This is a genomic window from Providencia sp. (assembly GCF_040396775.1).
GTDB lineage: Bacteria > Pseudomonadota > Gammaproteobacteria > Enterobacterales > Enterobacteriaceae > Providencia.
The window spans coordinates 12,805-39,000 of sequence record NZ_JBEBNT010000013.1 but is presented as its reverse complement, the minus strand read 5'-3'; the positions used below and the strand labels follow the sequence as shown (position 1 = coordinate 39,000).

Sequence of the window (26,196 nt, the reverse complement as noted above, 5' to 3'; positions counted from 1 at the left end):
CCATGGAACCGATTCAAAATATTAACCCTTACCTACCCGCAAATAACCAAATTATCCCTGCACGAGAAGGTGGAAAAGGGAGCATCCAAGCGCCGGGGAGCGCCCCTAATATTGTCTGGCAAACACGTTCACGCCTTCCCGATGAATACGAAGCAGCGCTGATTGGAGCATTAGAAAACTTATTTGCCGCGGGTACTGACACCCTAGAAGCCCTTGTTGAAGCCTTAAATCAACAGCTCTTATTTGACCGCCAAGGTCACTCATGGACACCAAGCAGTTTTCGCGAATTTTTGCTCGTTAATGGGTATTAATGCTTTGTAACTTATACAAAAAATAAAAATAACCTTTGATAATCGGAAGCAAATTATGACAACGAATACACAACCTCAAAACTATCAAGCATATTTAGATGTGGGGCTACGAGGGCAATGGTACCCCGTATTATCAAGCTGGGAAGTCAGCAGTAACCCAATCGGCATCACCCGCCTTGAAGAGCAAATTGTTTTATGGCGCGATGATAAAGGCCAAATTCATGCCTTAGAAGATAGATGCCCCCACCGCGGCGCACGTTTATCCATGGGCTGGAACCTTGGTGAACGTATTGCTTGTTGGTACCACGGTGTTGAAGTGGGCGGAGATGGTATTGTCAAGGACGTTCCAGCGGTTAGCCAATGCCCTCTTGAAGGCCAAAAATGCTTAAAAACCTACCCCGTTCAAGAAGTTCACGGTGCTATTTTTCTCTATTTTGCTGTGATTGAAGGGGAAACACCACCAGCACTGGAATTCCCTGAAGAATTAGCCGATGGCGAAAACCATAGCCACTTCCTCTGCACTGCATCGTGGAAATGCAACTATCAGTATGCCCTTGAAAACGTGATGGATCCGATGCATGGCACCTATTTGCACTCTTCTTCACACTCCATGGCTGAAGGGGATAAACAATCTGAGATGATCCTTGAAGCGACTCAAACGGGGTTTATTTTCCGTAAAAATGATCAAATTGGCGTCAACTTCGACTGGGTAGAATTTGCCAGTACAGGCGCAAACTGGCTTCGTTTATCCATCCCATATCAAAAACGTTTTGGACCAGGCGGGCACTTTTGGATCATCGGCATGGTCGTTCCAGAAGATAAAGATCACTGCCGCGTATTCTTCTGGCGAATTCGTAAAGTCAAAGACTGGCAACGCGATCTCTGGCGCTTTATGTACCGCAACCGCTTAGAAGGGCTGCATTGGGATGTATTAGAGCAAGACCGCATTATTTTAGAAAACCTCGCACCAAATGCACGTAACCACGAGTTTCTCTACCAACACGATGTCGGTTTATCGCGCCTTCGCCGCATTATGCAGCGTGAAGCCAAAAAACAGTTTGAACTGATTTACGGTAAGGAAACTGAAAATGCATAACCTATTGGCGGGAAAACGTATTGTGGTCACTGGCGCAGCTAGAGGGCTCGGTTTTAGCTTTGCCCAAGCCGTCGCAGAACAAGGCGCTAAAGTCATTCTGTGTGACATTCTTGAAGAACGTTTACAAGAAAGTACCGAAACATTACGCCGCCAAGGGTTTGATGCACAAAGTTACTGTATCGATCTTGCTGATCCCGCCTCTATTCGCCAAGCCTTTGAGCATATCGCTAAGCAAGGTTCTATTGATGGGTTGATCAACAATGCGGCTCTCGCGACTGGCGTGGGGGGCAAAACCTTAGATGAATACGATCTTGAGCTTTGGGATCGCGTTATGACCGTGAATGTCAAAGGAACTTGGCTGGTAACAAAAGCGGCGTTACCGCTACTAAAGCAAAGCCAACATGGAAAAATCGTCAATATTGCGTCTGATACCGCCCTTTGGGGAGCACCAAGGTTAATGGCCTATGTCGCCAGTAAAGGGGCGATTATCAGTATGACTCGCTCGATGGCGCGAGAGTTAGGCCAGTACCGCATTTGCGTTAATGCAATTGCACCGGGGCTGACCAAGGTTGAAGCCACTGAATATGTCCCTGAAGAACGCCACCAGCTTTATGAAAACGGCCGTGCACTGCAAGGGGAGCAGCTACCTGAAGATGTTACTGGCACCGCACTGTATTTGCTTTCTGATATGGCGAATTTTGTGACAGGGCAGCTTATCCCCGTCAACGGCGGCTTTGTTTTTAACTAATTGATGACCGCGTTGGCGGCGAGGTTAACGCATTGAATTCAACATGTAAGTACTTGATACCCGGTCTGGAAAAAGGATTGCAGCTTCTTCTCCTACTCGCACAGCAGCACCGTGAGCTCACGTTTGCCGAAATCCTACGCTTAGTCGATATGCCTAAAGCTACCGCTTATCGTGCGATCCAGACCTTGGTTCATTTGGATTTCCTCGTGCAACACCCGCGAACTGGGGCATTTTCACTCGGTCGCAAAGTGCTTAGCCTTGGCCTCGGTTATATCGCCTCACTCGATTTAACCCAGTTAGGCCAGCCGATTATTGAACATTTACGTGATCGCAGCCAGTGCAACAGCCATCTAGTGATCCGAGATGGCAGAGACATTATTTATATCGCTCGCGTCAGCGGTGCAGAATCGAAAATTAACCATGTCAGCGTCGGTACACGCTTATCTGCTCATCGAACCTCTTTAGGACGAATGCTATTAAGTGGGCTGTCTTCTGCGGAATTTGACGCCCTTTACCCTGATGAAGAACTACCAGATAACGCGGGCAGCAAACACGAATTCTGGAACATGATCCAAGCTGACAAACTGCGCGGTTATGTCATCGGCGAGTCATTTTATCGCCGGGGCATCTCCTCCATTGTTTATCCCGTTTACAACCAAGACAACGGGGTCGAGGCCGCGATCAGCATCATGGTTCCCATGGACAGTATCCCTGTGCAGGAACGCCAACATTTGCAAAATGAAGTGCGCAGTGCGGCACAAAAGCTGACTGAATTTATTGGCGGTATCAGCCCAGCCAAAGTGATTTAGCGTTAACGAAAAACTTACCCATTTTTCGGTTTATTGCCATAAGCCTCGGCTCTCCTTTGCCCAAAAAACGCGCTAGGCAATAACACCACTCTATAGAGGATTAAGCTATGTCGGTGATTGGAATAGAAAAATTAGAATTTGGCGTCGAAGACCTCAAGGCTTGCCAAAAATTTTTACATGACTTCGGCTTACACGTTTCGGACAATAATCCCAGTGTGTTTACCACGCTATCGGGGGCTGAACTGGCATTATTTCCCCTTGACGATGCCACTCTCCCCGCACCTTTTGAAACGGGCTCAACCCTAAGGCGCATTACATGGGGCGTTGAAAACATCGATAATCTAAATCAAATTATCGATAACATTCAAGGGTGTGATGGGTTTGAGCGAACAGCTACTGGCGCACAATGCCGCGACCCAAATGGCATGACCGTCGCTTTTTGTCTTTCACAACAAAAAGACGTCCAGCTCAGCGTCACAGGTATCAATCAATGGGGAGATATTCGCCGCATTGATGAACCAAGCCCTATTTATGAAAAAGCTAATCCAATCAACGTGGGTCATGTTGTTTTCTTTGTTGATGACCTCCCAACGACAGAAGCGTTTTATTGCCAAAAACTGGGTTTCCAAGTGTCTGATCGCTACATCGACCGCGCCGTTTTCTTACGCGCCCAAATTAACGGCTGCCACCATAATGTATTTTTACTGAAATTGCCGCATCGGGGCAGTGGCTTGAACCACGTCGCCTTTACGGTTCGAGATATTCATGAAGTGATTGGTGGGGGCTTAGCCATGAACCGCCATAATTGGAGCACCTTTATTGGCCCCGGTCGCCACCCAATCTCATCCGCCTACTTTTGGTACGTCAATAGCCCAACAGGTGGTGCATTCGAATACTACACCAACGATGACTACCTCACCGAAAAATGGCAACCAAGGGAACTGGAACACTCACTGGTTTCATTTACTGAATGGGCGGTTGAAGGTGGTTTAGATTACGAAACACGCCGCCAAGTCAAGCCAACTAAGGAGTCATAAAATGCGCACCTTAATTGAAGGCGGTATTGTCATTATTGGTGGAGGTCAGGCGGGTGGCTGGGCCGCAAAAACCCTCAGAGAAGAGGGTTACCAAGACACCATTTCAGTGATCAGCGATGAAAACCACGATTTTTACGAACGTCCACCACTATCAAAAGCCGTTCTCACGCAAGAAGGCGCGGTTTTATCACGTTTATTTAGTGAAGAGGACACGCGTGCATTGAATTTGCAATGGTTTCGCCCCGTACGCGCCGAGCGAATTGATGCACAGGCTAAATGCGTCTACCTCAATGATGGGCGGTTAGTTAACTTCGATAAACTGCTTATCGCAACAGGCGGCCGCCCTCGTTACCTCTCAACAGCATGGCAACAGCACCCACACGTGTTTGCCTTACGCTCATGGGATGATGCCCAAGCGCTACGTTCCAGGCTCTTATCCGCCCAAAAAATCGCCATCATTGGCGGCGGGTGGATTGGATTAGAAGTCGCAGCATCTGCACGGAAAATGGGCCTTGATGTGACGGTTTTTGAACGTCAAAACCGCCTGTGCGAGCGCAGTGTTCCGCAAAGTGTTTCTGATGCATTAGCGCTACGCCATCATCACGCTGGCGTGCAGGTCATTACAGATTGTGGCGATATTCAATTAGTTGACGACAATGACACCTTACAAATCGGCTGCCAAAAATGCCCCGCTCAATCCTTTGACCTTGCCGTGATGGGGATTGGTGTTGAGCTCAACCTCGAGCTCGCAAAAGGCGCGGGGTTAGCCGTCACCCATGGCATCGTAATCAACGAGCAAGGGCAAACCTCCCACCCTGACATCTACGCCGCAGGGGATGTTGCATGCCACCCGACGCTTTCTCTATGTTTGCAATCTTGGGCTTACGCACAAAACCAAGCCATCACCACGGCAAAAGCGATGCTTAACCCGCAATCCGCAGGGTTTAATGAGCCCGCTTGGCTTTGGTCTGATCAATACCAAGACAACATACAGATCTTAGGCGTCCCGAGCACACAGTCCCTACAACACGTCCAGCGCCACAGTGAAAACTCCGAGGTTCATTTTGCCTTAAATGAAGCCAACGAATTGGTTCAAATGGTAGCGTTTAATGATGCTCGCGCGATCAAACTGGGTAAACGTTGGCTGCAAAGCCAGCGCAAATTGGTTCCCTCAGAACTTGCCGACCCCACATTTTCACTAATGTCACTAAAATAGTGCCAGCGAGGAAAAAACATGGCAAATCAAAGTATCACGATATCCGCCAATGAAAATGAGCAAAGTACGCAGGACGTGCCAGAAAAAGTGAACTGGTTGATCCCAATCGGCCTATTTTCCTGTGTTTTACTGGCATTTTTTGACAAAATTAGCATCGCTGCACTGTTTTCCGACGAAAAATTCCAACAAGCGCTAGGTATTGATTTTGATCCGACTCGCTTAGGCTTATTAATGAGTGCCTTTTTATTCGCCTATGGCATTTCATCCATGCTACTCAGTGGGATTGGTGACCGCTTTCACCCCACAAAAATGCTGCTCTTCATGATCAGTAGCTGGTGCTTCTTAATGATCTTTATGGGGTTCACCCACCATTACGGCACCATGGTTTTCCTACGCGTATTGCTCGGCATAGCCGAAGGGCCATTGTTAGCCATCGCCTATGCCATTATCCGCCGCACCTTTCCGCCTAAAATGCAGGCACGCGCCACGATGCTCTGGTTGCTGGGTACTCCGCTAGGTGCAGCACTAGGTTTCCCTATCGCTTTGTATCTGTTAAATAATTTTGGCTGGCAAAGTACCTTTTTTGTCATGGCAGCCTTTACTGTACCAGTGTGGTGGCTAGTGGTCTTTGGAATTCGCCACCCAAATTTAGTCAACCGCAGTGCTCAGCTAAAAACATCGTCAGGGGAAAAACTGCCTGAAGAACAGATTGCAGAAATGAAAGCGCACAAAAAGCGCCTATTTCAAAATAGCCATTTTTGGATTATCTGCATGTTTAACATCGCGTTTTTAGTCTACCTCTGGGGGATGAATGGCTGGTTACCAAGCTACTTAATTAAAGGGAAATCCATTCACTTGGAACACGCAGGGATCCTCTCTTCCCTCCCATTTATTGCCATGTTGTTTGGTGAAGCGATTGGTGCGTGGCTTTCTGACCGATACGATCGTAGAGCCCTTGTATGTTTCATCTCATTGCTAGGTGCCGTGCTTGGCTTGGCGGGCGTGCTGTTCCTCACCGAGACCTACAGCATCATTTTAATGATGGCATTCAGCATGTTTATGTGGGGAGCCGGTGCCCCTAATATCTTCGCATTACTGGCTAAAGCGACACAAAAACAAGTCAGTGCCCTTGCGGGTGGAATTTTCAACGGCCTCGGAAACCTTGCCGGCGCTGCCGCTCCGCTGTTAATGGGCGTATTGATTACCGTTACCCACACTATGGATAGTGGGCTGTTATTTATCGTCATTATTGGTTTAGTGGGCAGTTTGTTGTTGCTCCCCTTACTAAAAAAATACTAAACACTGCCTCTTTAGGAGATAACGCTATGTCACAACCTCAAATTAAACCTCAAGGGATCCCAATGGCACAATGGATTGAGTCCCGAGTTGCCCGCCTTGAAGGGCGCAAATACGATTGGAACGCACTGAAATTCCAAGCCGATTACGACCCAAAATACCGCCGTGCCCAAATGCGTTATATCGGCACAGGGGCTACAGGTGTCGCCAGTGACGTGAATACGGTTCCTGCGGAAAACTTCACTTTTTCAACCATGGTGTTGCCGGCTAAATGTGAAGGGCCACTGCACTTACACCCTGATGTTGAAGAGGTTTTTTTCATGCTCAAAGGCACTATTACGTTGTTTATCAAAGACGGTGACGAAGAGTATGAAACGGTATTAAAAGAGCGTGATTTGATTTCTGTTCCTGCGGGGATTTATCGCGGTTTATTCAATCACGGGGAAGAAGAGGCTTTAATGTGTGTGATGATTGGGACACAAAAACCCGCTATCCCAACTTACCCAGAAGACCACCCATTATCAAAAGTTAAACGCGGATAACAGGAGCAACCAGTGATGAGTCTGCCAATTGAAAATTTACCCGAGTTACAGCTCGCAAACTTTGGTCAATACCGCCTTAATTGGCGAGAAGCGGGCCAAGGGGAGCCCGTGATCCTCCTCCATGGCATCAGCTCAGGCTCGGCCTCATGGATTTCTCAACTGACGGCATCATCACTGACTCATCACTATCATCTCTATTGTTGGGATGCACCCGGTTATATGAATAGCCTTGAATTGGCGACAAAAACGCCGGTGGCTCTCGATTACGCCGATGCGTTAGAAGCCTTTCTTGATGGGCTGGGTTTACAGCAAGTGACCCTCGTCGGCCACTCGTTGGGCGCTTTAATGGCTTGTGCCTTTGCCTCTTTGCACCCTCAACGTGTCAATGGCTTATTCCTCGCTAACCCCGCACAAGGTTACGGAACAAAAAGCCTTGAAGAGCGCAACCGCGTGTATGACCAAAGGCACGATATTGTGTTTAACTCAGGTATCGAGGCCTATGCACAAAACCGTGCGGCAGCCTTACTGTCACCCACGGCTTCACAAGAAAAAATCGCGTGGGTGCAGCAAAATATGAGAAAACTCAACCCAACGGGTTTTTTATCCGCTGCTTGGATGCTGGCGCATGACGATATCAGCCTGTATTTAAAGGCTTATACTGGCGCACTCGAAATGCTGGTTGGGGAAGAAGATACCATCACGCCGCCTTCGCAAGTCAGCCAATTAGCGCAACAAAAAGCGTGCCCACTGGTTTATCTTCCACAGGCAGGGCATGCGAGCTACCTAGACCAACCCACTGAATTTAACCAGCACCTCACTCACTTTTTATCGACAGCTTTGCAAAGGAAAAACGCATGAATTTACAGTTAAATAACCGAGTCGCTGTCGTGACTGGCGGAAGCTCTGGCATTGGTTTTGCCACCGTAAAATTGTTACTCGATGAAGGGTGTAAAGTGGCCTTTTGTGGCCGAAATAACGATAAATTACAAGCCGTAACAACCCAATTAACGGCATTATACCCACAGGGAAATTTTATCGCTGTGAACTGCGATGTGTTAGATAAAACCCAAATCGAAGCCTTTGCCGAGCAAGTTCGCCAGCAATATGGGCAAACAGATTTACTGATCAACAACGCAGGTCAAGGTTACGTCGCCAACTTTTCAGATACGCCAGAAGACGCTTGGCTGCATGAAGCCCAATTGAAATTATTTGGAGTGATAAACCCAGTAAATGCATTCTTACCACTCTTAGAGCAATCAAATATTGCCTCAATTACCTGCGTGAATTCACTGCTGGCATTGCAACCTGAACCCCATATGGTCGCCACATCTGCGGCAAGAGCCGCATTATTAAACATGACCCTGAATTTATCTAAAACATTGTTACCCAAAGGTATACGCGTCAATTCTATCTTACTGGGCATGGTGGAGTCTGAGCAATGGCACCGCCGCTTCGAAAGCCGCAGTGATACCGACCTGACATGGGAACAATGGATAAGCAATATCGCCAAAAACCGTGGCATTCCCATGCAACGCTTAGGTAAACCTGAAGAGCCGGCTCGCGCACTGGTTTTCCTAGCGTCCCCAATGGCGTCGTTTACTTCGGGTGCGGCTTTGGATGTTTCTGGTGGCTTTGCCCATCAAATTTAAAGGATTGAGATATGAAAACGTTAATGCTTATTGGCTATGGCGCGATGGCAGAAGAGGTGATTACTCGCTTACCTCGAGGGATAACACTGCGCTGGATTGTTGCTCGTGCCCATCACCACGACGCCATTCTTAAGCGCTTTCATGGGGAAGTCACCCCGATTGAGGATATCAACCAAATCAATGAGAGCCCCTCTCTTGTGTTGGAATGTGCCAGCCATCAAGCCGTTAAACAGTACGCCCCCCTTGTTTTACAAAAGGGCTGGCGGCTCGCAATTATTTCAACGGGGGCACTGGCGGATACTGCGACGGCACAGCATTTAACTACATTAGCCAAACAACATCATGGGCAGTTAATCCCGTTAACCGGTGCCGTTGCAGGGCTTGATGGGTTACGTGCGGCAAAAGAAGCCAATATTACGCAAGTAACTTATCAATCACGCAAAAGTCCAACGAGCTGGCGTAATGGCCCTGCCGAGCAATTTATCGACTTATCCCAAGTAACTGAAGCAACGGTATTTTTTACGGGGAGTGCGCGGGAAGCTGCACTTAATTTCCCTGCGAATGCCAATGTTGCCGCAACCGTTGCCCTTTACGGAATTGGTATGGATGACACTCAAGTACAGCTGATTGTTGACCCCAATACGAAAAAAAACACCCATCGCATTGAAGTACAAGGTGATTTTGGGCAGTTTTGCATCGAACTCAATGGCAATCCACTTCCCTCTAACCCGAAAACATCCATGTTGTCAGCCCTAAGTGCGGTGGAAATTTGCCGCCGTGTTGCTGAACAGGATGCCATTTGACGGAGAACATCATGAATAAAATGGATATTTTTGTCGGCGGAAAATGGCAATTGGGCCGCGGAAAAGAGATGCAATCGCGTTTTCCTGGCGACAACCAGATTATTGCGACCCTAAATAGCGCTAGCCTTGACGATGTCGAAGACTCAGTGATTGCCGCAGAAGCTGCATGGCGGGAGCCCTCATGGCGGAATATGCCCACCCACCAGCGTGCAGCTATTTTGTATAAAGTCAGTACCTTAATTGACGAACAGCGCGAAGAACTCACTCGCTTACAAACCTTGGATAACGGCAAACCTTGGGCTGAAGCCCGTGGCCTAGTGATGAGTGCCGCGGCTACCGCTCGTTATTTTGCTGCGGTCTGTGAAGTGTCGGGTGGCGAACTTCCCCCTCGCCGCCAAACGGATATCATGACAATAAGCACTTACCAACCTATTGGCGTTATTGCGGCGATCACTCCGTGGAACTCGCCGATTGCTAGTGATATGCAAAAAATTGCCCCAGCCATTGCCGCAGGGAACGCAGTCATATTGAAACCTGCGGAAGCAACGCCACTTATCTCGCTAAAACTCGCTGAAATCTTTGAGCAAGCGGGCTTACCTAGCGGCTTGTTAAGCGTACTGCCGGGTAAAGGTTCAATTATCGGCGATGCCCTCGTTCGCCATCCTTTAGTGCGAAAAATATCCTTCACAGGGGGCACCAATACAGGGCGACAACTGGCCCATATTGCGGCAGATAAACTGATCACCACCTCGTTAGAGTTAGGCGGGAAATCCCCAACAGTCGTGTTATCCGATGCTGACCTTGACCTTGCTGCTCACGGCGTTTGCTACGGCATTTTTAGTTCGATGGGGCAAGCGTGCATCGCAGGTTCCCGTTTATTTGTCGCCCGCGAGATATACGACAAATTTATGGAAAAACTTACCACATTAACCCAAAACTTAATTATCGGTGACCCCCGCCAAGAACGCGTACACATTGGCCCATTAATTTCCCCAGCTCACCGCGATAGCGTGCAGGCCTACGTTGATCTGGCCATTCAAGAAGGCGGGAAAATTCGCCTTGGCGGGAAAATCCCTTCAGATTCTGGCCTGCAATCGGGGAACTATTATTGCCCCACAATTATTGAAGGCTTAAATAACCAAGCGCGTGTTTGCCAAGAAGAAATCTTTGGTCCCGTCTTAGTGGTCATCCCCTTTGATAACGAAGATGAACTCATTCAACAAGCCAATGATTCCGTGTACGGACTCGCGGCAGGGATTTGGACGCGTGATTATACCCGCGCCTTTAAACTGGCGGATGCCCTTGAAACGGGCACCGTGTGGATCAACACCTACAAAGTTTTTTCTATTTCCACCCCATTTGGCGGCTTTAAAGAAAGCGGTCTGGGTCGCGAAAAAGGCCTTGAAAGCCTCAAGGCCTACATGCAACAAAAAAGTCTGTTTCTGGCACTTAACCCACAACCAAACCGTTGGTGTGAATAACCAATCCGTCAAAGGATTATTCAAGCATTAAGGAGAATATAATGTCTGACATGATTACGGTTGGCGAAGCCGTCGCCAGAACATTAGAGCAATACCAAGTCACCACGGTTTACGGTGTCATTTCGATTCATAATTTACCCATTGCAGATGCCATTGGCCGCCGCGGGATCATCGACTTTACCCCAAGCCGTGGCGAAGCAGGCGCGGTGACCATGGCCGATGCTCATAGCCGTTTTCGTGGGCTCGGTGTGGCATTAACCAGTACAGGTGCAGGCGCAGGGAATGCCGTTGGTTCAATGATTGAAGCCATGAATGCTTGTTCACCAATGATCCATATTACGGGCCAGGTGGAAAAAGCCTATTTAGATATGGACGCAGGGTTTATCCATGAAACCCCTGATCAGCTCGGATTTTTGCGGGCAAGTTCCAAACAAGCTTTTCGCGTACACAGTGCAGAGCAAGCGGTCGCTGTCTTGCACAAAGCCATCCAAGTCGCCCAAACCGTGCCTTGCGGCCCCGTATCCATTGAAATTCCAATCGACATTCAAAGTGCTCAAGTGCCTGTTTCTGTATTAAGCACCCCCGTTGTTCCCTCGGCATTGCCTGCATACAACGCAACTGACGTCGACACTATTTGGGATAAACTTCAGCAAGCCAAACAGCCTTTATTATGGATTGGCGCAGGGGCATTACAGGCAGCTTCTGCCATAAAACGCCTTGCTGATCAGGGTATTGCCGTGATTAGCAGTACCCATGGGCGCGGAATTCTGCCCGATGACCACCCTTTTAGCTTACGCGCCTTTCATAATGCAGATTCCATCGATGTCTTAATGCGCAGCTGCGATTTATCCTTGGTGGTTGGCTCCCGTTTGCGCAGCAATGAAACCAAAACATGGTCATTGCCCTTGCCGCGCCCGCTAATTCAACTTGATATTGACCCGCAAGCTGCCAACCGAAACTACATTGTTGATATCAATATAACTGGCGATGCGAAGGCATTACTGGAAGCACTGGCAGATAAAATGGAACTCGCCAGCCGCCCTGTGTCTGACGCTTGGAAAAAACAGGTGCAAGAAGCTGTTCAGCAAGCAGAGCAACAACTACGCGAACAATGCGGTGCTTATAGCGACCTCAGTGATGCCGTTGAACAAACGCTACCCAAAGAAGGTATTTTTGTGCGGGACATTACGGTGTCAGGGAGCTTGTGGGGTAGTCGGTTATTAAAAGCTACCGAGCCGATGCACAATATTCACTCCCTTGCTGGCGCAATTGGTTTGGGTCTCGCGATGTCCATCGGCAGTGCAAAAGCCAATCCAGACACTCCTGTCATTGGCCTTGTTGGTGATGGCGGTTTGATGCTAGGGATTGGTGAACTGGCCACGATGGCACAAGAGCAACTCCCTATCGTATTGATTATTATGAATGATAATGGCTATGGCGTGATGCGAGGCATTCAGGAAAAATATTTCGCAGGCCGGCAGTATTATAATGAATTACTAACGCCTTCATTTAACCAATTAGCTCAATCAATGGGGATTACCGCATTTACCATCGACAAAGCCACGGATTTTAAATCCACTCTCCAGCAAGCCATTGATTTAAAAAAACCTGTCGTGGTCGAAGTGCTGATGAATAAAATCGGCAAAATGAATTTCTCAGGCCCACCGCAGAAAAAGTTGTTTTAATTGATGTTTAGACTAGAGCAGCTAAAGGCTGCTCTTTTTGTTTGTATTGGCCCATCATGAAAAATGATGTCATTAAGCTAACAATTAAATTAATAGTAATATAATTCAATTGTTGAAGAACCATTAAGGTGGACAGGAGATGACAAATTCAAATTTTGTTTTTGAGTAATATAGGCTTGAATGATTAACAGTCCATTTAACTGCTTAAATGGCATAGGTGCTACAGAATTCGTATCTGTACTAAATGAAAAATACGAGGCTGTATTCGTAAATAGGCTCCCTCCATTCCCTTTAAGATCTGTTTCTTTATTCCAACTCGTTGCCTTATTGGGTAACGTAGGCGTCCAATATTTCACTGTTACTGCTTGTCCATCTAGCCTCATTTGGGTAAATGGCATATTCAAAAGGTATCCCCCCAATTTTTGGCCATTGCTTGTCCCTAGCCCCGCAACAAACGCTTGTGTCACATTAGGTAACCCCATCGGTAAATTCTTTCCTAAACCAGCCGATAATACCTCCGTTTTAGCGAGCGCACTGCCAATTTCATTTTCACTCCCTGCATTTGTCGTCGATTGCGGTCGATTACTGCGGGCTCGAATGGCAATGTTTGTGGCCGCATCACAACTAAGGGTAAAATTCAGTGTATGTGCAGGTAAAACGGTCACGGCGTTATTGGCCAAATCGTTAGCATGGAGAGTGTGATAATCCACCGTGCCATTGTTCGAAACCGAAGGTATACAAGCTATCGCACGTAATTCAGAGGATACCCTGACCGTACTTGGTGAAAAAGTGGCAACATTTAATGAAAATTGCCCTGATTGTGTTAAAACCATCGGATGGGTCACCTCAGTGGCTGATACCTTTGGGGTGATATTTAACACCATTTCAACACGTTTTCCTCTGATTGCCGATTGTGGGCGAATTTCATCATTGGGCTTTAATAAGGCCGTGGCGTGGTTCACCTGATGTCGTACGACCATTGCCTTTGTACTCTGTCCATCGACACCGAAACTGACTAAACTTACTTGCAATTCGCCTTTTTGGCCATATTGGAATTCACTTGGGTGACTGCCAAAAAGATCTTGGATTTTAATCACGGGGTCAATCTCTTGTGGGCATATCAGTTTAACCACCACCTGACGGTTCTGTAGCTCCCCATCTCCGCTCGGTAGTTGTTTTATCTGATCACGCGAGACAGCACCGTAATCAATATGAGGTTGAGAGATTATCCACTGGCAATCCTCCTCCACTGTATTATCAGCAAACAGATAGGGTGAATAGGTAAACAGACTGAGTGTGAGACAAAGCCCCGCTACAGGTCGTTTCACTGACAATATTATTGACATAACGCATTCACCTCTTCATATAAGACTTGTGATTCTGGTTCACTGGGTAAATTAAGTTGGACAACGCAGGACTTTTTTTCTGGTGTTTCAATCTTCAACTTCATCGCTGGTGTCGCTTGCCCTAAGAAAAACTGCCCTGATTGAGTCGCCAGTGTTAAAAAATTACCCGCCTCATCGCGGATCACACTATCAACGGGTAGCGGTCTCCCAGCTAATCGTGTATTTACCTGTACACGGCGTGATTCAACCACCGTGAAAATCATCGGTACAATCGAGCCTTTTGCAGGTAGCGTCGTTTTATAAGCATTGAGAATATCACTTTGACGAGATAGGCTTCTCGGATCGACTTTCACCGCATTCTGTTGATAGGCATTTAGGTTGGGGATCACTGCATAGCCATTGCCATTGGTCCAAGTTGGGCCTGCCCCCGAGTCTAAACGAATATCGCGTTTGTCTCCTACCTTGGCGATACCAAAGGTGTCTTTGATTTCATACGGTGACAGCAACAAACCTTCATTGACCAGAGCAACTCCCCCATTTAAAGAGGCCCCCCAACTGGTTTGGTTTTGATTATCTCGGCGAATGTTGGCACCTAGCTGACTATACGGTGTGACAGTATGCGCATTAGCAGAAATAGATTGATAGTGTTTTTGGTCGTTGTAATCATATGCAACTCCCCAGTTTCTATCGTGACTCTCATAGTTACTATAACGTGCGCCCCAGCGATTACTGTTATCGCTACGCGTTAGCCACGACGAAATATTGGCTCGTTCCAGCGGAATATTCAGTCGTACATAAAAGGTATCTTCATATACATTGTCGATATTATAAGTACGCTGATAACTCGCATTTAAAATGGTATTCTTGTAGAGCATTTGGCTCCATGAAAAACTAATATAGTCTTGAGACTGATTGTCCTGCGTATACGTTCTCCCTATTGAAGACCCCAATGTTCCCCAGTCTGTAGATAAACTCATGTCACCACCAAACTGTTTTTGCTTATTATTAACACGAGGTTCATCTCTCACAGCATCGCTCAAATAGTGGTAATCAGGGCTTTGTATCAACCCATTAATGCCAATAGACAACCTGTCTGAGGCTAAATAAGCCACTGTACCTGTGATAAGCCCACCGGTTTTATGATGTTTTTCATCACGCGCTACATCAGTGCTGGTCGAAAGTCTCCATGACTCGTTCAAACGCACCGTACTATTCAAACCCAACCCATAATAATCGGGAGAGACGACTGCACCGCTTTGTAGCCCTAAAAAGCGGTTCACACTCCAGCCTTTTGACAAAGACGCCACTAATGGTTTATGTCGGGTATTGTTTTCATCATAACGACCAATCCCCATTGAGTACCCCGTATGACTAAACTGGCTATCATTCGAAAACATAGACGCTGGCACAATAAACTCTTGCTCTTGCCCATTGACCCCTTTTAATTTCACGAGTAAATCTGCGGTTTGATTGACTAATGAAAATTGGGATAGCTCAAAAGCCCCTGCGGGGACAGCAGTATTGTACAATAACCGCCCAGCCTGATAGATTTCCACCATCGAAGGCTCTGGGGCGACCCCCGAAACCAGAGCCCCACCACCACGATGATTTTCTAATTGGTTTTCAGGGAACACTTGCAAACCAATAACGCGAGATGCACCAATGACACTGTTATTTAAATTAATTTGCCCCAGTTGCAGCACTTTTTGCTGCTTTTCTAATGTCGTTTGCGCGTAGGCATATTGATGAATAAATTCCGAATCAGTGAAATGGTTATAAATCTGATAACTACGAAATAACCAGTTTTGATAGTTAAACCCTGCCTCCGTATTCACATAATACATATCACGGTTGCCAACACCTGAGCTCCCCATATAGTTCGCAGCATAATTCACAATAGCGCCCATGCCCCCGTACACATAGCGCTTTTGTTGATTAAAATTCACTGAAACGGCGCGCTCAGGCACAAAAAACCACAGTTCTTGTTTCGCAGGTTTGGGGATAATCTCACTGTTTTCCCATAGTTGCTGAAGTGCGACGCACTCTTTCGTTCCCTGTAAAGTACGCGGGTCATTAATGCCAATCGCCGCTAATAGCTCGGCATTAATACAGGGCTGTCCACTCTGATTGAACTCAACATCAACACTCACACGATATTGATTATTAACATAAACCTTGAGTTCTTGTTTACCTGGTAAAAAAGTGGGGGCTTGCTCAAATTGCTTAGCAATCGAGGTATCAATACCACGTGACATTAAAAATTCTTCATCAAAGGTGACCGATTCGGTTGCCAGTGCTGAGTGAAGACAAACCCAAAAAAGGAACGCTATCGGCGTCAGTTTTGTCATTTTTATTACACTCGTGTTGGTGCCTTTATTATTTTTTAAACGCGTTGAATTAATCCGTTAATGGGGCATCGTAATATTTATTCGTCGAAAATCCCCAAGTCGTGGCAGGGTAAAAACGCACTTTATCGGCATTTTTGATATTGATATTTTGACTCACCGATAAATCAAATGATTGGTGAGGTAAAATATAGGTTTTAGGCAAAATGAATTTTTGGCCTGAAGGCAATACAGTAATGTTGGGTGAGATAAAACGCACAACATACGGAGAAGGGTTAGTCACCGTGAATTGGTTATTTTTATATTCCCACGTTAAGCCTTCCCAAGGTGCGAGGTTTTGTGCTAGCCCCGCTGGACGGATAATCACGGGTAGGTTTTGTTTGAAAGTGACGTTGATTTCTTTTTCCAACTCACCATTTTTCGGAGGAACGCCTTCAAAGGTTACGCGTTTTAATCGTTCAGTTTTAAGTGGCATTTTGGTGGTGATCAGAAACCGTACCGTCTGAGTTTCATTGCCTTCTACACGTGTAACGGGCGGATAAACTGTAATGAGTTCCTCTTTATCATCTTCGAGATCTTCAATTTTAGTGATCAACAAACTCGGGTATTTATCGGTGTTTTTAATATCAATATTACCTTCGCCATCACTTTCCTCGATCATAACAATGGGATTTTGAGGCACCATCCCTGCCGCCAAACTGCCAGCAGAAAAAAAGAATAAACTTAAACAGATGAAATGATTTAAATAAATTTTCATAGAACCTTAATAACAATGTGTAAATAAGGAAAGAAAAATCGGTATTACCTAAACGTTTCTTTCCTTGAATAAAATAATGTTAAATCTGTTATCTCATTACGTTAGAAATAATAAAGCTCAATAGTCGATGAGCCGTCTAAATTGACCGGGGCACTTAAATCTAAATTAGTTTTATCCGTAATATAGGCTTGAATTACAAGTGTCCCAGCCAATTCAGTAAATGGGGTCGGTGATGTGGCTTCGCTATCAGTACCGTAGCCAAAAAAAGCATTATCAACAGTAAAAATGGTATGCCCATTGTTAGTGATTACAGACGATACTTGTTTATTCCATTTTGTTGCCTGTGTGGGTGCGGCAAAGGTCCAAAATTTATCGGTTGCGGCAACACCATCAAGGGTGACAAGTGAAGGGGGTAAATTCATCATATACCCCCCAATATTTTTTCCATTCGATGCCCCGAGTCCAACGACAGTTGGGGTGCTTACTGTAGGCTGCCCATAAGGCTGTTTGGCTCCTAGCCCAGCTTTCACTAAACCACTATCAGCGAGCCCACTTCCCACCTGGCTTTCAGGTCCCGAGATATCGGTTGCTGTCCCCATTCGATTACTGGATGCGCGTAGAGCCACATTAGCAGATGCATCACAACTAATGGTAAATCCGATAGTTTTTACCGATAAGACTGTCGGCCCCTTTGCAGCCAAGGCTTCAGGTTTGATAAAACCATAGTCAACGACTCCACCACCGCCCGCGCTAGGCGTACAAGACGCAGAGCTAATCGTTCCGACAACAGAAATATCCACCGAATCTGCAGATAATGCAGGAATGGCAGCAGTACTGAGTAATGATGCTAATAATACTTTTTTCATATATATTCTCATTTAAATGTAATCACACAACAATTGAATCTCTGTAAATTGAACCTACCTATATTTTTAAAAATAGATACTCCTATATTTTTATATATTAATGGCGTAACTAACCTTATGATAAAAACCTATTATCAATTAATTTAATATTTAGATGTGTAAGAATAATAATTTTATTTATTAAAAAATAAAAACACAATTAATAACCACATGATATTAACAAACACAATTAGTATATTAGTTTTTAAAATATTTATTTATAATGCTTCTAATATTAATATTCCTGTCGCTTGACTCACACCAGATACCGATGCATTACCCGTCAATGTCGCACTGACAGGAATAGTTTGGCTTATTAATTTGTTTAGTTGAATTCCTGGGCCATTAGCTTGTACTTGAGTACCATTCAAAGAGACTTGAGCAGAAACACCATTTCCAAAATTAAGACGCCCATTAGTTGCATTATTACTCGTTAACTTTAATTGATAATTTTGGGTATCTCCGCTAGTACAGATTATAGGTAAAGTTTTTATTGAAGAGATACCAGTGACTTCAAGAGTTGTAGATGAAAAATTAAAGCTTATATCAGACCCAAGAGAACAAACAGACTTATCCGTTGGTTCTTCAGGTAAAACCTCAACAGATATTGGCATAATAAAGTATACCCAATTATTAGGGGTTGTACGATCTCGACATTCCCATGAAGTCTTTTCTACCCGGGTAGCTGGAATATCTGACGAAATAGAGTCGCCTAAATGAGGGCTTGAAGAGATAATAGAGTTAATCCAAGTAACAGCTTGATTCTGTGCTGTTAAACGCTCATTCTCTGTACAAGATGAAGATGCCCCTGCACAAGAGAATTTTGTTCCTACTGGGCACCACTGGTTTCTAAGATTATATGAATAAAAGTAAACAAAATCATTTGTTATAGATGCAGCTGACATCGTATACCCACCAATATATGTTGAGCTATGGAGCAAAACTTGAGTCCAGTCAACATCAGAAGATGAAATAGAACCATAGGGTACTATATAAGGTCGTACATTGGCTGACGACCTTATACCATTTTGATAATATAGATTTGCACTTATTGTAGGTAAAGCCCATATGAATAACAAAATTCCATATATTAATTTTATCATGTTTTTTTTCATTTTAATAATCTCGTAATTAAATAAAATTGCTTATCGCTGGCTCATGCTATAACTTGGCTTATTCTAGCCATTAGAATAAACATTCATTTAAGATTCCTTTAATAACATTTATTTCCTAGTTAAAAACTAGGTTTTTATTATCCAACATTAAATAAAAAGCGTACTCAATAAAAAAATATTGAGATAATCTTTCTTAATAAAAATAATTCATTAAATTATTTTTAGCTCACATTAACGTTATTCATATTCCAATATAAAGGTTGTTGTCGCCTCAAAGGCGCCTCGTCCTACCGTTTTGGTGGATAAGGCATTTGGCTCACCTTGTACATAAGCCTTGAAATTTAAATTATTATTTCCTGAAGATAATGGCGCTATAATTTTGGTATTATTTATTTTGACTGGGTTACCATGCATAGTCTCTAATCCAATCGCAATGCCACTCGCTTGACTCCCACCATTAAGCGCTAATAATCCCGGTAATGCCAAGCTTTCAGTTCCCATGAAGGTCACTTGAACTTCTTTCCCCAGTACTAAATCGCAATTAATTAACCGAATTGTAAATGGCTGACTGTGTGTTCGAGTGTTCAAGTACAAATATTTATCTACAATAGTGCCAAAATCCAATTCGATATTTTCATCTCCAGGATATACTTCACATGCATCCTCAACTAACGTTCCATCAAATTGTACGGTTTCCGACTGCGCACAAAGCGGGGTTCCAACTAAACTTAGCGACAAGACTAAAGGCCATAATTGACGTAATGATATTTGCATTTTTCTTATTTCCCTTTTGCCGTGTCATTGAAAATCGATGGTCAATGTCCCAGTCGCCGTAAAATTATCACCAACCAGTTCCGTTGCTGCACGTTTAATTGGAACTGCTGATAATCTTGGTGGATTTGAACTATCAATGGCAAACGCCTTGTTCAGCTCTAACGGTATCCCGTCTTTTTGAATTTGAATGCCTAATTTTCCGTTATTTAAAGGGCTGCTGGCGCGTAATGTCGCATTATCAAATCCCGCACCAGCCAGCGTTCCACTGAACGTCAATGTCACATTCCACGGTTGACTTAAGTCACCTTGGCAATTCAATTGGTACGGAATGTCTTGTTTAAATAGATTCCCATCCACTTTGCGCACCCCCACCTTTCCAAAAGAAACACGTATAGGGTTAGTTTGTCCTAACTCACAAACAGGGGGCAGGACTAGCGTGCCATCAAAACGCCAATTAGCTTCTACCGCTGAGGACATCATCATAAAGAGCCCCCCTAAACTGCATAAATAGCAATAACGTTGGCTTGCGCTTATCAGTAACTTTTTCATTGATAGTTCACCTTTAATGTCGCCAACGCAGTAAAGCTACCGCCATCTGTATCATTAAAGCCCGCAGCTATATTTTTAATCGGCGCAGCTTTTAAAGAAGGCAAAGAGGTGTAATTAATATTTACTGGCTGATTAATTGCTTGCCGAACATTATTGACATAAAAAACAACGCCTAATTTATTATTGCTTGTTTTTAATGCGCCATTGCTATTAAACAATGTAGAGTCACCTTCTAAGGTTAATGTCAGATTATTTTTTGCTAATCCTGTACACGATAGACTCAATGGCAATGTTTGTACGTAGTTATTACCGTCAATGCGCGTTAACAAAATATCTCCAAAGTGAATCGCCGCTTGATTATTGTTATTTAGAATACATTCTGGTGGCGTCACAATTAAATTACCGTAAAGATTTGCCCCTAATCCCAGTGCCAATGGACTGCTTATGACACAGAAAAAATAGAGTGCCACTTGTTGTCGGTGAATAAATTTCATCTTGCTCTCCTTAACGGTAATCCACCACAAAAGTTAATGTCCCATTGAAATTCCCGCCATCAGTTAATACCGTTCCCGAGGGTTTTACTGGCACCGCATAAAGCGCAGGCTGACCACTACCATAAGTAAAATTAACAACATCACCATTACTCAATCGTGATGAATCCTGATAAACAGCTATCCCGAGATTCGTCCGACCTGTACGAATGACATTTTGCCCATTGAGCGTGATCGGGTCCCAACTCACTGTCATTTTTAATGCATTGCTATAGACATTCGTACAATTTAAGGTGTAATCAATGCGTGTGCGTTTATAGCTACTATTGTCAATAAGTGTTTCATGGATATCGCCAAAATTGACATTCGCCACCGTACCGCTATTCACGGTACATTCTGGCGGAGTGACAACCAGTGTTCCTGTAAAATAAACATCCAATGCTCGTGATAATGCGGGACTTAATAAACAAAGTAGGCCGATAAAATACCGAACAAAAAGAGTGTTATTCATAAGATATTCCCGCTTTTATTGATAATTTAACGTCACAGTCATTGTGCCAGAGAAGGCCCCCGCATCAGTGAGCATTACACCACTAGGCTTTATCGGTACCGCATACAAGTTTGGGGGATTACCATAGGTAAAGTTAATTGATGCGCCGTTACTTAAGCGAGTCGAATCCCGATAAATGGCAATACCTAAATTTGTTCGGTTTGTACTGACAGCAGAAACGCCGTTAAAGGTTACTGGATCCCATGATAGCCTCATATTCAACGCATTTTTTTCTAAGGCTTTGCAAGATAAACCAGTATTAATAGGGGTTCGCTTATAACTCACCCCATCAATTAATCCTTGTTGTACCTCTTCAAAACGCACAATTTGTATTGAACTACCACTACTAAACGAACACTGTGGAGGCATCGTAATGGTCAACGTTAAATTTAGATTTGCGGTATCAGCACGTACGACATGGAATAGACTTCCAAATAATAGCGAGCTAAAAAAAAGAACGCTAAAGACAATAAGAGATTTAATTCCTACGGTCACATGCTGTATCAATAACATCGTTGACTCCTAATCATAACTTACCTGAAAGCGAATAATTGCCTGATAAGCTCCCGAACTTAATCCTGCTGTAGTACGGATCGGCGTAATATAATAAGTTAATTGATTCTGCCCAGGAGAAACTAGCTCAGGCGTACTGTATTGCCCTATTGTAATAGGATGAGAAGACGCATTACTCAATTGTAATGCAACCCCTTTTGCTCCCGTAACGGCCGCTAATTGTGGATTTTGATTGTCCGCTGTGGCCAAAAAACGAATTTTCATCGTTGGCATATCAGGGCTCCACAATAAGTTGCCGAGTTTATTACGATTACGACTTTCACCACTTAAACAATCTTCTAAACGTAGTTGCACCGCGACAGGCGTACCTGTTTGGCCGACTTTCTGTAATTGCCCTGTCCCTAATGTCCCCAATTCAACCGTTTGGTATGCTGAAGACATCGCTAATCGGCAAGCACTTTCCGTTAAAGCCCCGTGTACATACAATGTGCCATTAGCCCCATCGACATCCCAGTTATCCACTTTGTCGAGTTCAGTACTGAACGCGGTGCTACTGAGTAAACACAATCCTAAACCGCACGCCATCATATTATGAGGTATCTTATTGGCTTCTTTCATGATGCCCTCCTGCGTTGAAATCTGCTTTAACGTCATCTTGTTTGAAGTTACTGTTTATCTGATACCACGTGACAGCGATTATCTTGACAAGTAAACGTCAACATTGGTCGTCCACCGTAGTCATTGATATAAGTGAGTACAGGCTTACTGCCTAAAGCTTTTGCACTTCCGCCCATGAGCAAACTGCTTTTAGGAGCAACCATCAACGGTTCAAATCCCGCAACTGTTTTTCCGTCTTTTACTGAAGCTGCATCAACAAGAGTCACAAAATACGGCGTTGGATTCTCAACACTATATTGATCACCTTGACGAGTGAGGGTAATTTTTTCTTGCCATGGATTCTCCATCTGTTGGCGAGTTGGAATAATCGCTTTTGGACGATAAAACAGCTTAATTCGAGTTTGCAACGCCAGCTGAAGTGTGTTGGGTTTATCACTCTTAGGCGGAATTTCACGCAAATTGAAATAATAAACGGACTCCCTATCTTGCGGCAGTGACGCGACACTCGGTAGTGCTTGAATTTTCACTTGGCTTTTAGCGCCAGGCTCAATACGCTGAACGGGAGGTAATACCGTAAAGGGCTCCGTGATTTTTTCACCTTGGGCATTTTCAATCCAGCCTTGCGCTAGATAAGGTAATTGCTTATTTTCATTACTGATATTTAAACTAATGGATTTATCTTCACCCGTCATAATTGCACGAGTGCGATCTAAAGCCACCGCAGCTTGCGCAGACGACAGTGTCGTGAATATCAACACAGTCCCAACCAAAAAAGCAGCAATAGGATGATGATTTCTTTTATTGATTTTATTACTCTGTAACATATTCTTTTACCTTAATATGAAGAAAGAATACCCCTCTTCAATCATGTCATTTTTTATTTTCTTAACCCGCTCGGTGAACTGAGCAAACCTGACTTATCCGATGCCTCAGAAGTTAATAAATGAGGCGTAGATAATGACGGTAAACTTACTGCGTTCGGTTCAACGACCGTCTGTGTCTGCTCGAGTGGTAAGATACCTGTCGTATGGCACGGTAATAACCAGTTCGTTAATAACGAGTCGCTCTTCGGTAATATTTTAGGTAGGGTGATTTCGCATTGTGCTTTATCATCCCAACGAACCTGTAACCTATCGTTAGGATTGAGCCCAGTTAAATACGTACTTCCATCATCCCCCACCATTCCCACTTGTTGGCCTTTTATATTGAAAACTTGCGCGCCAAATGGGGGAACACGACTATCAGATAAACGCAACAAGGCCATTGCGCTGTGTCCAGCAACAACGTCGAACTGACGATAACCGATAGCGCCTTCTGTTAAGGTACCTTGCTTAACCGATTGAGATACTTGAGCATCTTCAGGTAATGTATTTAAATCGACACTGACCTGATTACGGTAATAACTGTTCACGTCTGTTAATACAGCCTGCCCAAAATAGTTTGTTCGGATGGTTGAGCCATAACCTCGTAATGGAATATCAGGTACTCCATCGGTATCGACAAAAATTCGAGTCCCACCGAGCTGATTACTACGATGCATCACCACTCCTTGCTTAATCGCGGTAAAACCACCTTGGAGTGATAAACCAGCAGAACGATATCTATCTTGCTGATAAGTAGCATTTGCATTAATTTGAGCTAAATCCGCTTGATATGTGTAGTAACCACTCACTAACCCACCAGAACGAGACCATCCTGTACTTAATTGATAATTAGTACGTTCATCCAATCGGTCGTAATAACTGACTCGTTGAGAATTATCACGCTCATCCCAACTACTGTTCATACTAAGCGAGCCACTCTCTCCCCAAGGCAATGAAAGGGAAAGGTAGGCGCCATCATCATTAGTCTGCTGATAGCGATTTCGATAAGCGGTCAAGTTAACACTTAAATTTTTCCATTTTCCTATATCAAAGTAACGCGCTAAAGACAGGCTATAACGGTCATTGTCAGGCTGATCCCAGTAGGTTTGATGGTAATAATTTACATAAGCACTGAGCCCAAATTCAGGAAATTGTTGGTTATAGGAAACGGTATACATTTCCTTACTGTTATACTGACGGACCCCCGTAGACTGCGCATTTAAGTACTCCGACATACTCATAAAACCTTGCTCAGCAAAACGATATCCCGCAAATGTCACCTGGCTATTGTAGGCATCAAATCGCTTCGAATAGCTCAAACGATATGAATTACCTTGATACGTTTTATCACCGACTTCAGTTAACCCTTTTAGTCGCGAACGCGCATGGGTGATATCAAAAGACAGCGCGCCAAACATCATCAGATCTCGACCGATACCGACCGCAGCAGAAGCATAATTCTCAGCTGCAACACCGCCACCATACAATGACCAGCCGTTATTCACTCCCCACGAAAACTCGCCACTCGCAAATGTTTCACCACTCACGCGATGGCGCCAGTCTGTTGGCCGCCCAGCCGCAAGCTTATAACGTAATTGCCCAGGACGAGTAAGGTAAGGCACACTGGCTGTATTCACCGTAAACGTTTGAATCGTTCCATCTTGTTCTTTAACTTCAACATTAATCTCACCAGATAACGCATCATTTAAATCTTGAATACGAAAAGGACCAGCAGCAACTTGTGTTTGATAAATAATACGACCTTGCTGGCTCACGATAACGGTGGCATTACTTTTAGCTACCCCCGTTATTTCGGGAGCATATCCCCGTAAATTAGGCGGGAGCATATTGATATCTGTAATCAGACTGAGCCCCGTAAATCGAAAACTGTCAAAAATATCTGAGACTAAATAATCTTCGCCTAAGGTGAGTTTTGCCCCGAGAGATTTAATTGCACGATAGACATAATATCGAGTCCAATCTAATGAACTAGAAGTGCCTTGCCCTTGCTGTTTGTCTAAACGCATTTGCCAATCAGCACGCATACGCCACACTCCTAAATTAACACCCGCAACACCATTACCGCTGGCACTGGCATTTGTTCGCTGTCCGCCTCGAGTTTGCTGACCAACCTGTGCATTGAGGTTATAATCAAAAAGTGCACCAGGTAATCCATCTTCCCAACGTGCAGGTGGATCCCAGTTTTCAGCTGTATATTCCAAATACGCTTGAGGTAAACTGATATATAAAGCAGAAGCAGCTAAATCCCCTTTGATTTCAGTACCTGGTAAGCTTTCTAATGATAAACACTGCCCATCATGCCACCATTCTAAGGTTGGTAATAAATCAGGTTTAAGCGCAAGTTGCTCTACTAATGTAGGGCTTAAACAGGCGACACTCTCATCTGGCTGACCATCAGGTACATAATAAAATACGGTTTGTTCAGGTAATTGATGCTTATTTATAAAAATAGAAAAACGATATTCACCTGGCATTAAAAAGCCTGGACGTGAAAACTGGGCTAAATCAATATTTGCTCGGTCATTGACATCTAAAATATCCGTATTAAATTCAATTTGCTCAGCGTAGCTGTTACAACTTAGGGACAAAGCAACAAGTAGTCCCATCAACCGAGAACTGCTTATCCGCAACAACGGCATATGAATAAAACCTAGGGCCATCATCTCGACCTTCTTA

26 protein-coding genes are annotated in these 26,196 nt (G+C 44.5%); 13 read left to right on the top strand and 13 right to left on the bottom strand.

What is annotated here, in order from left to right:
- The first annotated feature begins 2 nt into the window (after positions 1-2).
- The 13 genes from ABWP91_RS13980 to ABWP91_RS13920 all read left to right on the top strand — a co-directional run bounded on the left by ABWP91_RS13980 (position 3) and on the right by ABWP91_RS13920 (position 12,673).
- Positions 3-311: a recombinase-like helix-turn-helix domain-containing protein gene (locus ABWP91_RS13980; protein WP_353243751.1), complete on the top strand. Its 309-nt coding sequence runs from the start codon at positions 3-5 to the stop codon at positions 309-311.
- 55 nt (positions 312-366) lie between these two features.
- Positions 367-1,407: a Rieske 2Fe-2S domain-containing protein gene (locus ABWP91_RS13975; RefSeq protein ID WP_353243750.1), complete on the top strand. Its 1,041-nt coding sequence runs from the start codon at positions 367-369 to the stop codon at positions 1,405-1,407.
- Positions 1,400-2,155: an SDR family oxidoreductase gene (locus tag ABWP91_RS13970; RefSeq protein ID WP_353243749.1), complete on the top strand. Its 756-nt coding sequence runs from the start codon at positions 1,400-1,402 to the stop codon at positions 2,153-2,155. The genes ABWP91_RS13975 and ABWP91_RS13970 overlap by 8 nt, the downstream gene beginning before the upstream one ends.
- 32 nt (positions 2,156-2,187) lie before the next feature.
- Positions 2,188-2,964, top strand: a complete 777-nt coding sequence (locus tag ABWP91_RS13965; RefSeq protein WP_353243748.1) for an IclR family transcriptional regulator — start codon at positions 2,188-2,190, stop codon at positions 2,962-2,964.
- Positions 2,965-3,071: 107 nt separating this feature from the next.
- Positions 3,072-4,001 carry a VOC family protein gene (locus ABWP91_RS13960; RefSeq protein ID WP_353243747.1) on the top strand — a complete coding sequence of 310 codons (930 nt, stop codon included), beginning with the start codon at positions 3,072-3,074 and terminating at the stop codon, positions 3,999-4,001.
- Between the two features lies 1 nt (position 4,002).
- Positions 4,003-5,217, top strand: a complete 1,215-nt coding sequence (locus ABWP91_RS13955; protein ID WP_353243746.1) for an NAD(P)/FAD-dependent oxidoreductase — start codon at positions 4,003-4,005, stop codon at positions 5,215-5,217.
- An 18-nt stretch (positions 5,218-5,235) separates the two neighbouring features.
- Entirely contained in the window at positions 5,236-6,516 is a 1,281-nt protein-coding gene (locus ABWP91_RS13950) for an MFS transporter (RefSeq protein ID WP_353243745.1), read from the top strand.
- A 26-nt stretch (positions 6,517-6,542) separates the two neighbouring features.
- Positions 6,543-7,055, top strand: coding sequence for a cupin domain-containing protein (locus ABWP91_RS13945; RefSeq protein ID WP_206083618.1), 513 nt, complete (start codon positions 6,543-6,545; stop codon positions 7,053-7,055).
- A gap of 15 nt (positions 7,056-7,070) precedes the next feature.
- Positions 7,071-7,913 (top strand): alpha/beta fold hydrolase, encoded by an 843-nt coding sequence (locus ABWP91_RS13940; protein WP_353243744.1) that lies wholly within the window; start codon positions 7,071-7,073, stop codon positions 7,911-7,913.
- Positions 7,910-8,704 carry an SDR family oxidoreductase gene (locus ABWP91_RS13935; protein WP_353243743.1) on the top strand — a complete coding sequence of 265 codons (795 nt, stop codon included), beginning with the start codon at positions 7,910-7,912 and terminating at the stop codon, positions 8,702-8,704. Before ABWP91_RS13940 ends, ABWP91_RS13935 begins: the two co-directional genes overlap by 4 nt.
- An 11-nt stretch (positions 8,705-8,715) precedes the next feature.
- Positions 8,716-9,507, top strand: coding sequence for an aspartate dehydrogenase (locus ABWP91_RS13930; RefSeq protein ID WP_353243742.1), 792 nt, complete (start codon positions 8,716-8,718; stop codon positions 9,505-9,507).
- 11 nt (positions 9,508-9,518) lie between these two features.
- Positions 9,519-10,988 (top strand): aldehyde dehydrogenase, encoded by a 1,470-nt coding sequence (locus ABWP91_RS13925; RefSeq protein ID WP_353243741.1) that lies wholly within the window; start codon positions 9,519-9,521, stop codon positions 10,986-10,988.
- A gap of 41 nt (positions 10,989-11,029) precedes the next feature.
- Positions 11,030-12,673 carry a thiamine pyrophosphate-binding protein gene (locus ABWP91_RS13920; RefSeq protein ID WP_353243740.1) on the top strand — a complete coding sequence of 548 codons (1,644 nt, stop codon included), beginning with the start codon at positions 11,030-11,032 and terminating at the stop codon, positions 12,671-12,673.
- Between the two features lie 89 nt (positions 12,674-12,762).
- Here ABWP91_RS13920 and ABWP91_RS13915 read toward each other — a convergent pair whose 3' ends face one another.
- From ABWP91_RS13915 to ABWP91_RS13855, 13 genes are all read right to left on the bottom strand, one after another.
- Positions 12,763-14,019, bottom strand: coding sequence for a DUF1120 domain-containing protein (locus tag ABWP91_RS13915; RefSeq protein WP_353243739.1), 1,257 nt, complete (start codon positions 14,017-14,019; stop codon positions 12,763-12,765).
- Positions 14,010-16,367, bottom strand: a complete 2,358-nt coding sequence (locus ABWP91_RS13910; RefSeq protein ID WP_353243738.1) for a fimbria/pilus outer membrane usher protein — start codon at positions 16,365-16,367, stop codon at positions 14,010-14,012. Before ABWP91_RS13910 ends, ABWP91_RS13915 begins: the two co-directional genes overlap by 10 nt.
- 49 nt (positions 16,368-16,416) lie before the next feature.
- The gene (locus ABWP91_RS13905; RefSeq protein ID WP_353243737.1) at positions 16,417-17,121 is read right to left on the bottom strand and encodes a fimbria/pilus chaperone family protein; all 705 of its coding nucleotides are present in this window, start codon (positions 17,119-17,121) and stop codon (positions 16,417-16,419) included.
- 101 nt (positions 17,122-17,222) lie between these two features.
- Complete coding sequence (locus ABWP91_RS13900; RefSeq protein ID WP_353243736.1) at positions 17,223-17,987, bottom strand: DUF1120 domain-containing protein; 765 nt, start codon at positions 17,985-17,987, stop codon at positions 17,223-17,225.
- Positions 17,988-18,244: 257 nt separating this feature from the next.
- Complete coding sequence (locus tag ABWP91_RS13895; protein WP_353243735.1) at positions 18,245-19,141, bottom strand: hypothetical protein; 897 nt, start codon at positions 19,139-19,141, stop codon at positions 18,245-18,247.
- Positions 19,142-19,378: 237 nt separating this feature from the next.
- Positions 19,379-19,915, bottom strand: coding sequence for a fimbrial protein (locus ABWP91_RS13890; protein WP_353243734.1), 537 nt, complete (start codon positions 19,913-19,915; stop codon positions 19,379-19,381).
- A 24-nt stretch (positions 19,916-19,939) separates the two neighbouring features.
- The gene (locus ABWP91_RS13885; RefSeq protein ID WP_353243733.1) at positions 19,940-20,464 is read right to left on the bottom strand and encodes a fimbrial protein; all 525 of its coding nucleotides are present in this window, start codon (positions 20,462-20,464) and stop codon (positions 19,940-19,942) included.
- A complete protein-coding gene (locus ABWP91_RS13880; RefSeq protein WP_353243732.1) occupies positions 20,461-20,958 on the bottom strand; it encodes a fimbrial protein in 498 nt (165 codons plus the stop codon). The genes ABWP91_RS13885 and ABWP91_RS13880 overlap by 4 nt, the downstream gene beginning before the upstream one ends.
- Positions 20,959-20,968: 10 nt before the next feature.
- Entirely contained in the window at positions 20,969-21,466 is a 498-nt protein-coding gene (locus ABWP91_RS13875; protein WP_353243731.1) for a fimbrial protein, read from the bottom strand.
- A 15-nt stretch (positions 21,467-21,481) separates the two neighbouring features.
- Complete coding sequence (locus tag ABWP91_RS13870; protein ID WP_353243730.1) at positions 21,482-22,018, bottom strand: fimbrial protein; 537 nt, start codon at positions 22,016-22,018, stop codon at positions 21,482-21,484.
- Positions 22,019-22,027: 9 nt separating this feature from the next.
- Positions 22,028-22,636: a fimbrial protein gene (locus ABWP91_RS13865; protein ID WP_353243729.1), complete on the bottom strand. Its 609-nt coding sequence runs from the start codon at positions 22,634-22,636 to the stop codon at positions 22,028-22,030.
- Positions 22,637-22,683: 47 nt separating this feature from the next.
- Complete coding sequence (locus ABWP91_RS13860) at positions 22,684-23,460, bottom strand: fimbria/pilus periplasmic chaperone (RefSeq protein ID WP_353243728.1); 777 nt, start codon at positions 23,458-23,460, stop codon at positions 22,684-22,686.
- Positions 23,461-23,513: 53 nt separating this feature from the next.
- Positions 23,514-26,183: an outer membrane usher protein gene (locus tag ABWP91_RS13855; protein ID WP_353243727.1), complete on the bottom strand. Its 2,670-nt coding sequence runs from the start codon at positions 26,181-26,183 to the stop codon at positions 23,514-23,516.
- Between the last annotated feature and the right edge of the window lie 13 nt (positions 26,184-26,196).

Bases quoted from the DNA above. Each gene is read 5' to 3' on its own strand.
- ABWP91_RS13980 (WP_353243751.1), top strand. From the start codon at position 3: ATGGAACCGATTCAAAATATTAACCCTTACCTACCCGCAAATAACCAA.
- ABWP91_RS13975 (WP_353243750.1), top strand. From the start codon at position 367: ATGACAACGAATACACAACCTCAAAACTATCAAGCATATTTAGATGTG.
- ABWP91_RS13970 (WP_353243749.1), top strand. From the start codon at position 1,400: ATGCATAACCTATTGGCGGGAAAACGTATTGTGGTCACTGGCGCAGCT.
- ABWP91_RS13960 (WP_353243747.1), top strand. From the start codon at position 3,072: ATGTCGGTGATTGGAATAGAAAAATTAGAATTTGGCGTCGAAGACCTC.
- ABWP91_RS13955 (WP_353243746.1), top strand. From the start codon at position 4,003: ATGCGCACCTTAATTGAAGGCGGTATTGTCATTATTGGTGGAGGTCAG.
- ABWP91_RS13950 (WP_353243745.1), top strand. From the start codon at position 5,236: ATGGCAAATCAAAGTATCACGATATCCGCCAATGAAAATGAGCAAAGT.
- ABWP91_RS13945 (WP_206083618.1), top strand. From the start codon at position 6,543: ATGTCACAACCTCAAATTAAACCTCAAGGGATCCCAATGGCACAATGG.
- ABWP91_RS13940 (WP_353243744.1), top strand. From the start codon at position 7,071: ATGAGTCTGCCAATTGAAAATTTACCCGAGTTACAGCTCGCAAACTTT.
- ABWP91_RS13935 (WP_353243743.1), top strand. From the start codon at position 7,910: ATGAATTTACAGTTAAATAACCGAGTCGCTGTCGTGACTGGCGGAAGC.
- ABWP91_RS13930 (WP_353243742.1), top strand. From the start codon at position 8,716: ATGAAAACGTTAATGCTTATTGGCTATGGCGCGATGGCAGAAGAGGTG.
- ABWP91_RS13925 (WP_353243741.1), top strand. From the start codon at position 9,519: ATGAATAAAATGGATATTTTTGTCGGCGGAAAATGGCAATTGGGCCGC.
- ABWP91_RS13920 (WP_353243740.1), top strand. From the start codon at position 11,030: ATGTCTGACATGATTACGGTTGGCGAAGCCGTCGCCAGAACATTAGAG.
- ABWP91_RS13915 (WP_353243739.1), bottom strand. From the start codon at position 14,019: ATGTCAATAATATTGTCAGTGAAACGACCTGTAGCGGGGCTTTGTCTC.
- ABWP91_RS13910 (WP_353243738.1), bottom strand. From the start codon at position 16,367: ATGACAAAACTGACGCCGATAGCGTTCCTTTTTTGGGTTTGTCTTCAC.
- ABWP91_RS13905 (WP_353243737.1), bottom strand. From the start codon at position 17,121: ATGAAAATTTATTTAAATCATTTCATCTGTTTAAGTTTATTCTTTTTT.
- ABWP91_RS13900 (WP_353243736.1), bottom strand. From the start codon at position 17,987: ATGAAAAAAGTATTATTAGCATCATTACTCAGTACTGCTGCCATTCCT.
- ABWP91_RS13895 (WP_353243735.1), bottom strand. From the start codon at position 19,141: ATGAAAAAAAACATGATAAAATTAATATATGGAATTTTGTTATTCATA.
- ABWP91_RS13890 (WP_353243734.1), bottom strand. From the start codon at position 19,915: ATGCAAATATCATTACGTCAATTATGGCCTTTAGTCTTGTCGCTAAGT.
- ABWP91_RS13885 (WP_353243733.1), bottom strand. From the start codon at position 20,464: ATGAAAAAGTTACTGATAAGCGCAAGCCAACGTTATTGCTATTTATGC.
- ABWP91_RS13880 (WP_353243732.1), bottom strand. From the start codon at position 20,958: ATGAAATTTATTCACCGACAACAAGTGGCACTCTATTTTTTCTGTGTC.
- ABWP91_RS13875 (WP_353243731.1), bottom strand. From the start codon at position 21,466: ATGAATAACACTCTTTTTGTTCGGTATTTTATCGGCCTACTTTGTTTA.
- ABWP91_RS13870 (WP_353243730.1), bottom strand. From the start codon at position 22,018: ATGTTATTGATACAGCATGTGACCGTAGGAATTAAATCTCTTATTGTC.
- ABWP91_RS13865 (WP_353243729.1), bottom strand. From the start codon at position 22,636: ATGAAAGAAGCCAATAAGATACCTCATAATATGATGGCGTGCGGTTTA.
- ABWP91_RS13860 (WP_353243728.1), bottom strand. From the start codon at position 23,460: ATGTTACAGAGTAATAAAATCAATAAAAGAAATCATCATCCTATTGCT.
- ABWP91_RS13855 (WP_353243727.1), bottom strand. From the start codon at position 26,183: ATGATGGCCCTAGGTTTTATTCATATGCCGTTGTTGCGGATAAGCAGT.